Genomic DNA, 14,914 nt, shown 5'->3' on the forward strand with positions numbered 1-14,914 from the left:
AATCATTTATTGCCATAGGCTTCCAGCCCCAGGGCCACGACAGTCGCCACCTCGTCCCCGACCTCGGCGCGGAACTCCGCCTCGGCCTGGGCCACGGCGTCGCGGAAGGCCTGCAGCCAGGCCAGGCCCGTGGGCGTGAAGCGCACCCGCCGGGCACGCGCGTCGCGCCCGTCGGCCTCGCGCGTGACCAGGCCCCAGGCCTCGCATTGGTCCACCAGCCTGGCCATGGACTGCTTGGCCATGCCGGCGCGCTCGGCCAGGTCGGTGAGCCGGTCGCCCTGCAGGGACAGGTGGCGCGTGATGTGGATATGCGCGGCGCTCACCTGCTCGCGCGCCGCCAGGTTGGACAGGGCCAGCGGCACCTGCACGTCGCGCGCCATGAGCTGCAGCACGCGCGCGTCGAAGCGCCGCATGGCGTGGCCCAGCAGCCGGCCCAGGTGTGCCTGGCGCCAGCGGTCGTCGGGAAGGGGGGCATCGCTCATGCCGGTATTGTCAGCCAAACTGACTAAATATCGGTTGGACAGCACGGTAATCGCCCCTAAACTACTGTTCAAGTATCCAGCCTGTCATTCAACCCAGTTACCCCAAGGAGCCACCCCATGGACGCCACCGTCAAAGCCAGCACCGCCGCCAACAGCGAGAAGGCCAAGGCCCTGCAGGCCGCCCTGGCCCAGATCGAGAAGCAGTTCGGCAAGGGCACCATCATGCGCCTGGGCGAGGGCGAGCAGGTGGCGGACATCCAGGTCGTCTCCACCGGCTCGCTGGGCCTGGACATCGCCCTGGGCGTGGGCGGCCTGCCGCGCGGGCGCGTGGTCGAGATCTACGGCCCCGAGTCCTCGGGCAAGACCACGCTCACGCTGCAGGTGATCGCCGAGATGCAGAAGCTCGGCGGCACCTGCGCCTTCATCGACGCCGAGCACGCGCTCGACACCGCCTACGCGCAGAAGCTCGGCGTCAACATCAACGACATCCTGATCAGCCAGCCCGACACCGGCGAGCAGGCGCTGGAGATCGTGGACAGCCTGGTGCGCTCGGGCGCCGTGGACCTGATCGTGATCGACTCGGTCGCCGCCCTGGTGCCGAAGGCCGAGATCGAGGGCGAGATGGGCGACGCCCTGCCCGGCCTGCAGGCGCGCCTGATGAGCCAGGCGCTGCGCAAGCTCACCGCCACTATCAAGAAGACCAACTGCATGGTCATCTTCATCAACCAGATCCGCATGAAGATCGGCGTCATGTTCGGCAGCCCCGAGACGACGACGGGCGGCAACGCGCTGAAGTTCTACGCCTCGGTGCGCCTGGACATCCGCCGCACCGGCACCATCAAGAAGGGCGACGAGGCCATCGGCAACGAGACCAAGGTGAAGGTGGTGAAGAACAAGGTCTCGCCCCCGTTCAAGACGGCCGAGTTCGACATCCTGTTCGGCGAGGGCATCTCGCGCGAGGGCGAGATCATCGACATGGGCGTGAATGCGCGCATCCTCGAAAAGAGCGGCGCCTGGTACGCCTACAGCGGCGAGAAGATCGGCCAGGGCCGCGACAACGCGCGCGAATTCCTGCGCGAGAACCCCGGCCTGGCGGTGGAAATCGAGAACAAGGTGCGCGAGAGCCTGGGCATCGCCCTGCTGCCCACCAGCGCCGCGGCGCAGGCGCCAGAGGACAAGCCCGCGCGCGGCAAGAAGGGCGACAAGACGGCCGACGCCGAGGCCTGAAGGCACCTGGCATTTACAGCAAGGAAGCCTCTAGCACCCGCCCTTAAAGCACAAGCCGCTATTCTTTGCAGAGCAGGCATGGGATTCGCCAAACTCTCGCTCAAGGCACGCGCGCTGCGCCTGCTGGCGCAGCGCGAGCATTCGCGCGCCGAGCTGCAGGCCAAGCTGGCGCGCCATGTGCAGGAAGGCGAGGACCTCGCCGCGCTGCTCGACGAGTTGCAGGCCCGGGGCCTCATCGACGCCGCCCGCGTGGCCGAGTCCGTGGTGCACCGCCGCGCCGCGCGCTTCGGCGCCCAGCGCGTGGCGCAGGAGCTGCGCCGCAAGGGCCTGGACGAAGACCTCGTGCGCACCACCGCCGCGCAGCTGGCCGGCACCGAGTTCGAGCGCGCACGCGCCGTCTGGCGCCAGCGCTATGGCGACGCGCCCGCCGCCGCGACACCCCAGGAGCGCGCACGCCAGATGCGCTTCCTGGCCGCGCGCGGCTTTGCCGCTGACGTGGTGCGCCGCGTGCTGCAAGGCGGCGAGGATGACGAATGAAAACGGCATCCAGCGCTTTCCAGGCAAGCGCTGGAAGCTCCTCTTTCAATAGCAATTACTCGAACAGTCGCTCGGGATTGGCGTCGATCTTGGTGAGCGCATCGCGCGTGGCGCGCAGCGTGAGGCTTTCTTCCTCCTGCGCCGTCAGCAGGCCGGCCTGCAGGTAGGCCCCCAGGCGCTTGAGCTGCACCAGGTAGCTGCTGCCATCGATGGCCGCGAACAGGTGCAGCTGCTTGCGCTGGCTGTGCCACACGTACTGGACCTGGGCCGATGCGCCGTTGTGGTCCAGCGTGAACCAGACGCCCAGCGGCAACTGCTGCGCCCAGGCGACCATGTCCTCCTGCACGGGCGCGCCGTTGTCGGCGATGACGTGGATGGACGAGGCGTCTATGCCCAGCAGCAGCTCGATGTTGTCCGCGCTCAGCGGCATGTCGCCCAGGGTCTCGTCGCCGATGAAGTCTTCCAGGTTGGCCAGGCGCTTGGCCATGGCGTCGATGTGCTCCTGCGCAATGGACGCCGTCTTGGACAGGAAGGCATCGGCCAGCGTGTCGGTCAGCAGTTTGATCTGCGCGTCCTGCGGCGCCCCCGCCACGCCGATCAGCGCCAGCCCCTGGCGCAGGCATTGCAGCAGCGCGGGCAGCTGCTGGATGACCTGGGCACGTTCGGCGCGGTGCGGCTTGGCGCTGGCGGCCCACACCAGGTCGGCCGCGGCACGCTTGTAGGCGGCCGTGTCGGCGTGCTGCGGGCCGTCGCGCACGGCCGACACGGCCAGCACCTCGGCCCAGGTCTTGAACAGGAAGTCACGGATCTCGTCGCGCACCGGCATGTCCTTGAGCAGGGCGCGCAGCTCGATGGTGTACTGGATCGCCAGCGTCTCGCGCTGCTCCACCTGCTGGGCCACGCTGACGATGCGCGAAGTGGCCTGCCGCTCGGTCAGGAAGCGGGCGAGGAATTTCTCGAACTCCCCATGCACCAGCTCGAACACGCGCTTGCCGGTCTCGGGATATTGCTCGATGACCTGCACGATGCGGCGGATCTCCGCCTCCAGCGCCGTGCCGCTGATGGCGCTGGCGTCGAAGCCCAGCACGCAGCTGCCCATGCGGTCGATCAGCTGGCGCGCGGGGTGGGTGAGGTTGCTGAAGAACTCGGGCTCGGCCAGGGCCACGCGCAGCACCGGCACCTGCAGGCGGGCGAACCACACGCGCACCACGGGCGGGATGCGGTCTTCGCTCAGGATGCTCTGGAACATCAGCGCAACCACCTCGATGATGGCCTTCTCGCTGGCCGTGCCGGCCTTCTTCTTGAATTCCGCCGCTCGCTCGCGCACCACGTTGGTGACATGCATCACCGCCTGCGGGCTGTAGTCCTCCACCAGGGTGGCCATGCCGCTGTAGTAGAGGTCGGCCTCCACGCGCTCGTCCGACAGCGCGTGCACCAGCGCCGCGGACGCGGGCTGCGCCTGCACCATGTCGTACGCCACGACGGGCTGGGTCAACAGGCGGCGCAGCTGCATCAGCACGCCCTGGGCGCGCTGGCGCGCCCGCACCAGGGGGCTGCCCAGCCCGGTTGCCGCCATCGTGGGCGGGAAGGGGGTCACGTGCGGCGGCTGCAGCCCCTGCGAGGCCGAATGCACCGCCAGGCCCGCGCCACCCGAGTCCGGCCCCAGCGCGCCCGACCGGCTCGCCCCCGTGGCCGTGCTGCGGCGCACGCGCGCGCGCAGGTCGTTCGGCACGGCCACGCCCTGTTCGTCGTAGAGCTTGAGCAGCGCGTGGTACTGCGCCAGCGCCAGTTTGGCGAGCTCGCGCTGCAGGGGGTCGAGCACCAGTTGCAGGTCGTCGCGCTTGAAGCCGGCCTCCTGCCATTGCTCCACGAGCCGCAGGCACTGGGTCTCGGGGCGCAGGATGTCGCTGCCGGCGAGTTCCCGCCCCTCCAGGTGCTGGGTGCGCTGGCGCACCGCATCGAAGGGCGCGCCCACATGCTCGGCCACCGTGAGGGCCATGCGCGAGGCCAGGATCTTGTTCTCGACCTCGTCGTCGCCGACCAGCGCCAGCGCGTCGGACATGGGCATGGGCGCCGTTCCCCCGGGGGCTGGCTGCTGCGCCAGGCTCCCGCGCCAGCCACGCACCATCAGCTCCACCCAGGCCTTGTGGCGGGCCTGGTAGCTCATCCAGGCATCGCGGCGCAACTGCATGTCGTGCACCGTGCCCGTGCGGCCCATGAGCTCGGTCAGGAAATCGAGGAGCTTTTTATCCAGCGCCGGCAGGCCGGCGCACAGCCCATCCACGAAACGTTGACGGGCCAGCTGGGCCAGGCGTCGGTGGGCGGTGGAGGGCGGTGAAATGTCCATAGACCCCCGATATTAGCGGCAGCACATATATGCATCCACCCGGCCGGCCGCGCGTCAGAAGGCGTGGACGGCTCCCGCGGGCCCTGGAGGGCCGCGAAAGCGAGTATTTACAACGCTGAGCGGGCGGATTCCGGCGATCCTAGGCGGGCATGGGGGATTCATTCGTCCACACCGCCTCAGAAGGTGTGAATGAATCCGGCGTGTCCGAGCGGGCCGCACAAACGCACCCCATCAAGGCGCAAAGCGCAGCCATAGCTCGGGCTATGGCGAGCATTTGCAACGCGGATGGGGTGCGTTTGTGCGGTACGAGCGGGCATGGCGGATTCGTTTACACCTTCTCAGACCACGGCCCCCGAGTTGGGATCGTTGGGATCCTCCTCCTTGCGCGCGGAGGCCTTGACCAGGTCTTCGCGCTTCACGCCCAGCCACATGGCGATGGCCGCCGCCACGAACACCGAGGAGTAGATGCCGAACAGGATGCCGATGGTCAGCGCCAGCGCGAAATAGTGCAGGCTGGGGCCGCCGAAGAAGAACATGGACAGCACCATGGCCTCGGTCGAGGCGTGGGTGATGATGGTGCGGCTCATGGTGGAGGTGATGGCGTGGTCGATCACCTCGTGCGTATTGAGCTTGCGGAACTTGCGGAAGGCCTCGCGGATCCGGTCGAAGATCACGACCGACTCGTTGACCGAGTAGCCCAGCACCGCCAGCACGCCGGCGAGCACCGAGAGCGAGAACTCCCACTGGAAGAAGGCGAAGAAGCCCAGGATGATGACCACGTCGTGCAGGTTGGCGATGATGGCCGCGACGCCGAACTTCCATTCGAAGCGCAGCGCCAGGTAGATGACGATGCCCAGCACCACCATGCCCAGCGCCATCAGGCCGCCGTGCACCAGTTCCTCGCCGACCTGCGGGCCGACGAACTCGGTGCGCCGCAGCGTGACGCCCGGATCCTCGCTCTTGAGCGCGGCCAGCACCTGCTCGCTCTGCTGGGCCGAGGTCACGCCCTTCTGCACGGGCAGGCGGATCATCACGTCGCGCGAGGTGCCGAAGTTCTGCACCACCACGTCGGGGTAGCCCAGCGCCGCCACCTTGTCGCGCACCTTGCCGATGTCGGCCGTCTGCGCGTAGGCCACCTCCATGACGGTGCCGCCGGTGAACTCCACCGACAGGTGCAGGCCGCGCGTGACCAGGAAGAACACCGCCAGGGCAAAGGTGATGAAGGACACCGCGTTGAGCACCAACGCGTACTTCATGAACGGGATGTCTTTTTTGATGCGGAAAAATTCCATGATTTCTTATCCCTTGCGTGGAATTTTCTGAGGAAGCTCATATGCGCAAAGCGCATGTGATGCTGGAGCTAAAAACTCCATGGTCTTTCCTCCTCTCAGTTACTACGGCCGGCCACGGAGCGCAGCTCGCTCGTGTCCTCGGGCTTCCACACCTGGCCGATGGCCACGCTCTTGAGCTTCTTCTTGCGGCCATACCAGAGGTTGACCAGGCCGCGCGAGAAGAACACCGCAGAGAACATGCTGGTCAGGATGCCGATGCAGTGCACCACGGCGAAGCCGCGCACCGGCCCCGTGCCGAAGGCCAGCAGCGCCAGGCCCGCGATCAGCGTGGTGACGTTGGAGTCCAGGATGGTGGCCCAGGCGCGCTCGTAGCCCGCGGCGATCGCCGCCTGCGGCGCCACGCCCGCGCGCAGCTCCTCGCGGATGCGTTCGTTGATCAGCACGTTGGAGTCGATCGCCACGCCCAGGGCCAGCGCCATGGCGGCGATGCCGGGCAGGGTGAGCGTGGCCTGCAGCATGGACAGCACGGCGATCAGCATCAGCACGTTCACCGAGAGCGCGATGGTGGAGAACACGCCGAACAGCATGTAGTACATGCACATGAAGGCCGCGATCGCCGCCATGCCCCAGACCACGCTGTGGATGCCGCGCGCGATGTTGTCCGCGCCCAGGCTCGGGCCGATGGTGTATTCCTCGATGATCTCCATGGGCGCGGCCAGCGACCCGGCGCGCAGCAGCAGGGCCGTGTCGTTGGCCTCGGTGGTGGTCATGCGGCCCGAGATCTGCACGCGCCCGCCGCCGATCTCGCTGCGGATCACCGGGGCCGTGACGACCTCGCCCTTGCCCTTCTCGAACAGCACGATGGCCATGCGCTTGCCGATGTTGTCGCGCGTCACGTCCTTGAAGATGCGCGAGCCCTTGGCATCCAGCGTGAGGTTGACGGTGGGCTCCTGGGTCTGGCCGTCGAAGCCGGGCTGGGCGTCGGTCAGGTTCTCGCCCGTGAGGATGACCTGCTTCTTGACGATCACGGCCTGGCCGTTGCGGTCCAGGTATTTCTCGTCGCCGAAGGGCACGGGGCCGGTGCCCATCTCGGCGGCGCGGGCCTCGGTGCCCTCGTCCACCATGCGCACCTCCAGCGTGGCGGTGCGGCCCAGGATGTCCTTGGCCTTGGCCGTGTCCTGCACGCCGGGCAGCTGCACGACGATGCGGTCCAGCCCCTGCTGCTGGATCACGGGCTCGGCCACGCCGAGCTCGTTGATGCGGTTGTGCAGCGTGACCATGTTCTGCTTGAGCGCCTGTTCCTGCACCTTGCGCAGGGCCTCGGGCTTGATGGTGGCGCGCAGCCTCAGGCCCTCGCCATCGGGGCTGCTCGCGACCACGAGGTCGGGGAACTGGTCGGCGACCAGGTTGCGCGCCGCCGTGGCCGTGGCCTCGTCGCGCACGCGGATGTCCACGGCCTGGCCGTCGCGGCTGATGCCGCCGTGGCGGACGTTCTTCTCGCGCAGCAGGGTGCGCAGGTCGCCGGCGTAGGACTCGGCCTTCTTGGTGATGGCCGCCTGCATGTCCACCTGCAGCATGAAGTGCACGCCGCCGCGCAGGTCCAGCCCCAGGTACATGGGGCGGGCGTTGATCGCGGTCAGCCAGTCGGGCGAGCGCGACACGAGGTTGAGCGCGACGATGTAGGGCGGATCGGACGGGTCGGGGACCAGCGCCTTCTCGATCGCGTCCTTGGCCTTGAGCTGGTTGTCCGGCGTGTCGAAGCGCGCGCGCACCGAGTGGCCGTCGAACGCCACCGAGTCCGGGCTCACCCCGGCCGACTGGAGCACCTCCTCGACGCGCCGCTGCAGCGCGGCATCGGCCTTGATCGTGGCCTTGGCCGAGGACACCTGCACGGCAGGCGCCTCGCCGAAGAAATTGGGCAGGGTGTACAAGGCCCCTATGAGCAACGCGATCACCAGGATCGCGTACTTCCAGACCGGGTAACGGTTCATGATCGCGCTTCTTCAATACCCGGGAGGCAGCGGGCCCGCCCCCCGGAAACAGGCCCGCGGGCCTGGGAAAACCGGCCCGGGATTACTTGACGGTGCCCTTGGGCAGCACCTGGGAGACGGCGCTGCGCTGCACCTGCACCTGCACGCCGCTGGCGATCTCCAGCTGGATGTAGCCCTCGGACAGGCCCGCCACCTTGCCCAGCAGGCCGCCGGCCGTGGCCACCTCGTCGCCCTTGGCCAGGGCGTCGATCATGGCGCGGTGCTCTTTCTGGCGCTTCATCTGGGGCCGGATCATGATGAAGTACAGCACCACGAACATCAGCACCAGCGGCAGCATGCCGGTGAGCGAACCCATCAGGCCGCCCTCGGCGGCTGCGGCGGGTGCGGTTTGTGCAAAGGCGGAAGAAATAAACACGGGAGAAGCTCCACTCAAACTAGGGATGGAAGGTCTGACACGCCCCACGGGGCCTGCCGCGAGGGCAACAGGTAATTGTATGCGGCGTGCGCCGGCGCCCGCATGGCAAGGCCCGCCGGAGTCCAGGGCTTGCCGCGTTTCCAATGAAAACAGCAGCCAGCGCTTATCAGTAAAGCGCCAGCAGCTATCGAAAACAAAGCGCTTCAGGCGGTGCGCCGGGGCGCCTGGGCCGGGGCGCGCCAGCGGTCCATGAGCGCGAACCATTTCTTGCGCGCCGCCTGCAGGTGGCGTTCCTTCACGTGGCCGTAGCCGCGGATGTCCTCGGGGATGCGCGCGATCTCGGCGGCCAGGGGCAGCCGCTCGGCCGACAGGCCCGCGAGCAGTTCGTCGATGCAGGCGCGGTACTCCTGGATCAGCGCGCGCTCGGTCTTGCGCTCCTCGGTACGGCCGAACGGGTCGAGCGCGGTGCCGCGCAGCCCCTTGAACCGGGCCAGCACGCCCATGGCCTTGCGCATCCACGGGCCGTAGCTCTTCTTGACGAGCTGGCCCTTGTCGTCGTGCTTGGCGAACGTGGGCGGCGCCAGGTGGTGCACGATGCGCCAGTCGCCCTCGAACATGCCTTCGAGGCGCTGGGTGAAGGCCGGGTCGGTGTGCAGGCGCGCCACCTCGTACTCGTCCTTGTAGGCCATGAGCTTGAACAGGTAGCGCGCCACGGCCTCGGCCAGGCGCGTGCCCTGGCCCAGCGCGGCCTCGGCGGCCTGCACCTTGTCCACGAAGGCCTGGTACTCGGCGGCATAGGCGGCGTTCTGGTAGCCGGTGAGGAATTCGACGCGCCTGGCCACCATCTCGGCCAGGCCCGGCTTCTTGACGAACTGGATCACCTGCGCGGCCTGGTAGAGCGCCTGCACGGCGGCCAGGTCGTGCGCGCAGCGGCGGCCCCACTCGAACGCGGCCTGGTTGTTCTCGACCTGCACGCCGTTGAGCTCCATGGCGCGCATGAGCGCGGCGTGCGTGAGCGGCACGCGGCCCTTCTGCCAGGCGTAGCCCAGGATCAGCGGGTTGGTGTAGATGCTGTCGCCCAGCAGCTCGGTGGCGGCGCGCTCGGCGTCGAACACGCCCAGCAGGCCGGGGCCCACGGCCTCGGCGATGGCGGCCTCGCAGCCCTCGGCGGGGAAGCGCCAGTCGGGGTTGTGCACGAAGGCCGCGGCGGGCGTGCCATGCGTGTTCAGCGCCACGAAGCTGCGGCCCGGCTGCATGACGGCCAGCGTGGCCGGGTTGGCCGCGACGATGGGGTCGCAGCCGATCACCAGGTCGGCCTTGGCCGTGTCCACCTTGGTGGTGTGGATGTCCTCGGGGCGGCGCGCGATCTGCACGTGGCTCCAGGTGGAGCCGCCCTTTTGCGCCAGGCCCGCGGCGTCCTGCGTGACCACGCCCTTGCCCTCCAGGTGCGCGGCCATGCCCAGCAGGGAGCCGATGGTGATCACCCCCGTGCCGCCCACGCCGGCCACGACGATGCCCCAGGCGGCATCCAGCGCGGGCAGCGCGGGCTCGGGGATGGGCGGCAGGCCGGAGAGGTCGCCCTTCTTCTCCTTCCTGGGCTTCCTGAGCGATCCGCCCTCGATGGTCACGAAGCTCGGGCAGAAGCCCTTCACGCAGGAGTAATCCTTGTTGCAGCTGTTCTGGTTGATGCGGCGCTTGCGGCCGAAGTCGGTCTCCACGGGCTCCACCGACAGGCAGTTCGACTGCACGGAGCAGTCGCCGCAGCCCTCGCAGACCAGTTCGTTGATGACCACCGTTTTGGCGGGCGTGGCCAGCTTGCCGCGCTTCCTGCGCCGGCGCTTCTCCGTCGCGCAGGTCTGGTCGTAGATCAGTGCGGTGCAGCCGGGGGTGTCGCGCAGCTCGCGCTGGATGCGGTCGAGCTCGTCGCGGTGGAACACCTGCACGCCCGGCGGCAGGTCGTCGAGCAGCTCGGGGTGGCCGGCGCGCGCGGCGTTGGCCGGGTGCGTGCGGCCCTGGTACTTGGCCGGCTCGTCGGTCACCACCACGAGCCTGGCCACGCCCTCGGCGCGCAGGCTGTGAGCGATCTGCGCCACCGAATGGCCCTCGGGCCGCTCGCCCACCTGCTGGCCGCCGGTCATGGCCACGGCGTCGTTGTAGAGGATCTTGTAGGTGATGTTGGCGCCCGCGGCGATGCTCTGGCGGATCGCCAGCAGCCCGCTGTGGAAGTAGGTGCCGTCGCCCAGGTTGGCGAACACGTGCCTGTCCTTGGTGAACGGCGCCTGGCCCACCCAGGTCACCCCCTCGCCGCCCATCTGGGTGAAGGTGCTGGTGTTCCTGTCGGGCATCCAGTTGGCCATGTAGTGGCAGCCTATGCCGGCCACGGCGCGGCTGCCCTCGGGCACGCGGGTGCTGGTGTTGTGCGGGCAGCCGCTGCAGAACCAGGGCATGCGCTCGCCCGTGTCGGCCTTGCGCCCGGCCATGCCGCGCTCGCGCGCCTCGATGACCGAGAGCCGGGCATCCATGCGCGCCACGACGTCCTCGGGCACGCCCAGCTTCTTCAGCCGCTTGGCGATGGCCTTGGCGATGATGGCCGGCGTCAGGTCGGCCTGGGGGCGCAGCAGCCAGTTCTGGCTCGGGTTGGGCATGCCCCACTCGCCGCCGGAATGGTCGCCCTCGACCTCGTCGAACTTGCCGAGCACGTCCGGGCGCACGTCGGCGCGCCAGTTGTAGAGCTGCTCCTTGATCTGGTACTCGATGACCTGGCGCTTCTCCTCCACCACCAGGATCTCCTGCAGGCCCTGCGCGAAGTCGCGCGTGATGCCCGCCTCCAGCGGCCAGACCACGTTGACCTTGTGCACGCGGATGCCCAGCTGGCGGCAGGTGCCGTCGTCCAGGCCCAGGTCCACCAGGGCCTGGCGCATGTCGTTGAAGGCCTTGCCGCTGGCGATGAGGCCGAAGCGGTCATCCGGCCCCTGGACCACGTTGTAGTTGAGCCCGTTGGCGCGCACGTAGGCCAGGGCGGCGTACCACTTGTAGTCCATCAGGCGCGCCTCCTGCTCCAGGGGCGCGTCGGGCCAGCGAATGTGCAGGCCGCCGGGGGGCATCTGGAAGTCCTCGGGCAGCACGATCTGCACGCGGCCGGGGTCCACCGAGATGCTGGCGGAGGACTCCACCACCTCCTGCACCGTCTTCATGCCCGACCACAGGCCCGAGAAGCGGCTCATGGCGAAGGCGTGCAGCCCCATGTCCAGGATGTCCTGCACGGTGCTCGGGAAGAACACCGGCAGGCCGCAGGCCTTGAAGATGTGGTCGCTCTGGTGCGCGGCCGTGCTGCTCTTGCTGATGTGGTCGTCGCCCGCCACGGCGATCACGCCGCCGTGGCGCGCCGTGCCGGCCATGTTGGCGTGCTTGAACACGTCGCCGCTGCGGTCCACGCCCGGCCCCTTGCCGTACCAGATGCCGAACACGCCATCGTACTTCCTGCTTTGCGGGTACAGGTCGAGCTGCTGCGTGCCCCACACGGCCGTGGCGCCCAGCTCCTCGTTCACGCCGGGCTGGAAGACGATGTGGTTGTCCGCCAGGTGCTTGCGCGCGCTCCACAGGGCCTGGTCATAGCCGCCCAGCGGCGAGCCGCGGTAGCCGCTGATGAAGCCCGCCGTGTTCAGGCCCGCCGCCGCGTCGCGCTGGCGCTGCAGCATGGGCAGGCGCACCAGGGCCTGCACGCCGCTCATGAAGGCGCGGCCCTGGCCCAGGGTGTATTTATCCTCGAGGGTGACCGCCTCCAGCGCGCGGCGCACAGGTTCGGGCAGGGGGGCATTCATGGTGTTGTCTCCGTGGGTGTTTTTCGATGCATGGCCTCGTGGGCGCGGCGAAGCGGCCGGCAGCCGGCAAGCCGCGGGCCCTGGCGCGCAGTGTATGCGCCACCCATGGATATGTGTTTGCTTTGTTTGCCGTATTTACCCCACCACAAGAAAGAATCTTTCTTGAAATAATCGAAAAATGGAAACACTCGACAAATACGACCTAGCCATCCTGCGCGAGCTGCAGCAGGACGCGCGCCTGACCAATGCCGAGCTGGCCCAGCGCGTGGGCCTGTCGGCCGCACCGTGCTGGCGCCGCATGCGCGCGCTGGAGGAGTCGGGCTTCATCCGCGGCTACCGCGCCGAGATCGACCGCCACAAGATCGGCCTGGGCGTGCTGGCCTTCGTGCGCCTGGATGCCGAGCGCAGCACGGGCGACCTGACGCGCGCCATGGAGCAGGCCATCGCCAAGATCCCCGAGGTCGTCTCCTGCCACTACATCAGCGGCACCGGCACCTTCGAGCTGCAGGTGGTGGCGCGCGACCTGGACAGCTTCTCGCAGTTCGCGCGCACCGTGCTCTTGAACCTGCCCAACGTGAAGGACATGCACACCAGCTTCTCGCTGGGCGAGGTCAAGACCGGCGGGGCACTGCCGCTGACTCACCTGGGTTGAGTGTCTACTATCGATAAAATAGCTGCTGGCGCATGCCATATGGCGATTCCAGGTCATTTTGGCTTGAATTTCCGAGAACCTTGAAGGAATGCGCGCGGGCGCTTGGCGCGCCCTGCCCATCCCCGCGACAATAGGCAGCCCCATGCCGCCACAGCCCGCCCACGACGACACCCTCCCGGACTCCAGCGCTCCGGACACCCAGGCCACCCAGACCTCGGACATCGCCGACGCCGCAGAAGCCGCCGCCGCGGCCGATCTGCGGCGCAGCGCCACCGAGCGCGCGCCGCAATCGCCGCTGGCGCCGCTGTCCGTGCCGGTGTTCCGCATGCTCTGGTTCACCTGGCTCACGGCCAACACCTGCATGTGGATGAACGACGTGGCCACCGCCTGGCTGATGACCACGCTGACCACCTCGCCCGCGCTGGTGGCGCTGGTGCAGACGGCCTCCACGCTGCCCGTGTTCCTGCTGGGCCTGCCCAGCGGCGCGCTGGCCGACATCCTGGACCGGCGGCGCTACTTCATGGCCACGCAGTTCTGGGTGGCGGCCGTGGCCGTGGTGCTGTGCCTGGCCGTGCTGGCCGGCGGGCTCAACGCCTGGCTGCTGCTGGGGCTCACGTTCGCCAACGGCATAGGCATGGCCATGCGCTGGCCCGTGTTCTCGGCCATCGTGCCCGAACTCGTGGGCCGCCACCAGCTGCCCGCGGCGCTGGCGCTCAACGGCGTGGCCATGAACGCCTCGCGCATCATCGGGCCGCTGGTGGCCGGCGCCATCATCGCCAGCGCGGGCAGCGCCTGGGTGTTCGTGCTCAACGCCGCGCTGTCGCTGATCGCGGGCTTCACCATCATGCGCTGGCGGCGCCAGCCCACGGCCAACCCGCTGGGGCGCGAGCGCCTGGGCAGCGCCATGCGCGTGGGCCTGCAGTTCGTGCGCGAGTCGCCCCCCATGCGCGCCGTGATGTGGCGCATTTCCGTCTTCTTCCTGCATGCCACGTCCCTGCTGGCGCTGCTGCCGCTGGTGGCGCGCGAGCTCGAGGGCGGCGGCGCCGGCACCTTCACGCTGCTGCTGGCCTCCATGGGAGCGGGCGCGATCGGCGCCGCCATGTTCCTGCCGCGCCTGCGCCAGATGATGGCAACGGACCGGCTGGTGGGCATCGGCATGCTGCTGCATGCCCTGGCCACCGCGGTCGTGGCCATCGCGCCCAATGCCTACGTCGCCGTGCCGGCCATGGTGGTCGGGGGCGCGGCCTGGATCACCACGGCCAACGTGCTCGTGGTGGCGGCCCAGTTCACGCTGCCCAACTGGGTGCGCGCACGCGGCATGTCGATCCTGCAGATGGCCATCATGGGCGCCACGGCCATGGGCGCGGCGCTGTGGGGCCAGGTGGCGGCGCTGACCACCGTGCACGTCAGCCTGGCGCTGGCCGCCGCGACCGGCGTGGCGGTCATGGCCCTGGTGCAGCGCCTGGTGAGCAACCGCCACGGCGAGGAAGACCTGAGCCCCTCGCACGCCTTCAAGATCCCCCAGGCCGAGAACCCTCCGGCCGCGGGCCTGCGCCTGGTCACGAGCGTCGAGTACCTGATCCACCCGGCGCGCGCGGCCGAGTTCCGCGCCGTCATGCAGGAGAGCCGCCGCGCGCGCATCCGCCAGGGCGCTCTGAGCTGGGAGCTGCAGCACGACATCGCCGACCCGCGCCGCTACGTGGAGCGCATCGTGGATGAATCGTGGACCGAGCACCTGCGCCGCTTCGACCGCGTGACCGCCTCCGACGTGGCGCTGCGCGACCGCAAGAACGCCTTCCATATCGGCGACACGCCGCCCGTGGTGTCGCGCTACGTGGTGGAAGAGGAATGAGCGGCCTGAGACCACCTCATTGATAAAGGGCCGCCCGGCCCTGGCGATATCCCGCCAATTGTTAAATCTGATTAACCAGGCCCAATATCCGGAAAAGATACGTGGGTCTTTGCCAGAATGTCTTCTCGTCACTTGGTTAATCAGTAGCTAGTAATCGGCACAAAATCATCTTGCGATCCAAGATCTGCCGGAAGCGGCCTTGACTACCCGATCTGGTGACGCGGCGGTGCTAGCCGCACGGGCCACTATTGCAATGTGGCTCTGCTGTGCGGCAGCAAAGCCCAGCAATAACTTCAAA

Annotated in this window: 10 protein-coding genes; 4 read left to right on the forward strand and 6 right to left on the reverse strand. The window is 68.6% G+C overall.

Going from position 1 to position 14,914, the window contains the following annotated elements; genetic code table 11:
• Positions 1–2: 2 nt before the first annotated feature.
• Entirely contained in the window at positions 3–482 is a 480-nt protein-coding gene (locus ACX12L_RS04680; protein ID WP_459261525.1) for a MarR family winged helix-turn-helix transcriptional regulator, read from the reverse strand.
• Positions 483–599: 117 nt separating this feature from the next.
• Here ACX12L_RS04680 and recA point away from each other — a divergent pair, with 117 nt between their 5' ends.
• Complete coding sequence (recA, locus tag ACX12L_RS04685; protein WP_459261527.1) at positions 600–1,709, forward strand: recombinase RecA; 1,110 nt, start codon at positions 600–602, stop codon at positions 1,707–1,709.
• 78 nt (positions 1,710–1,787) lie between these two features.
• Complete coding sequence (recX, locus tag ACX12L_RS04690; RefSeq protein WP_459261528.1) at positions 1,788–2,246, forward strand: recombination regulator RecX; 459 nt, start codon at positions 1,788–1,790, stop codon at positions 2,244–2,246.
• Positions 2,247–2,301: 55 nt separating this feature from the next.
• Here recX and ACX12L_RS04695 read toward each other — a convergent pair whose 3' ends face one another.
• From ACX12L_RS04695 to ACX12L_RS04715, 5 genes are all read right to left on the reverse strand, one after another.
• Entirely contained in the window at positions 2,302–4,593 is a 2,292-nt protein-coding gene (locus ACX12L_RS04695; RefSeq protein WP_459261529.1) for a DUF1631 family protein, read from the reverse strand.
• 338 nt (positions 4,594–4,931) lie between these two features.
• Complete coding sequence (gene secF / locus ACX12L_RS04700) at positions 4,932–5,885, reverse strand: protein translocase subunit SecF (protein WP_013520973.1); 954 nt, start codon at positions 5,883–5,885, stop codon at positions 4,932–4,934.
• Between the two features lie 95 nt (positions 5,886–5,980).
• Positions 5,981–7,876, reverse strand: a complete 1,896-nt coding sequence (gene secD, locus ACX12L_RS04705) for a protein translocase subunit SecD (RefSeq protein ID WP_459261530.1) — start codon at positions 7,874–7,876, stop codon at positions 5,981–5,983.
• Positions 7,877–7,958: 82 nt separating this feature from the next.
• A complete protein-coding gene (yajC, locus tag ACX12L_RS04710) occupies positions 7,959–8,291 on the reverse strand; it encodes a preprotein translocase subunit YajC (protein ID WP_013520975.1) in 333 nt (110 codons plus the stop codon).
• A gap of 203 nt (positions 8,292–8,494) precedes the next feature.
• Entirely contained in the window at positions 8,495–12,112 is a 3,618-nt protein-coding gene (locus ACX12L_RS04715; protein ID WP_459261531.1) for an indolepyruvate ferredoxin oxidoreductase family protein, read from the reverse strand.
• A gap of 178 nt (positions 12,113–12,290) precedes the next feature.
• On the opposite strand from ACX12L_RS04715, the gene ACX12L_RS04720 reads away from it, so the two are divergent.
• The gene (locus ACX12L_RS04720; protein ID WP_459261532.1) at positions 12,291–12,764 is read left to right on the forward strand and encodes an Lrp/AsnC family transcriptional regulator; all 474 of its coding nucleotides are present in this window, start codon (positions 12,291–12,293) and stop codon (positions 12,762–12,764) included.
• Positions 12,765–12,906: 142 nt separating this feature from the next.
• Positions 12,907–14,616 carry an MFS transporter gene (locus ACX12L_RS04725; protein WP_459261533.1) on the forward strand — a complete coding sequence of 570 codons (1,710 nt, stop codon included), beginning with the start codon at positions 12,907–12,909 and terminating at the stop codon, positions 14,614–14,616.
• Positions 14,617–14,914: the final 298 nt, after the last annotated feature.

The sequence above is a fragment of the Alicycliphilus sp. T452 genome (assembly GCF_054512775.1).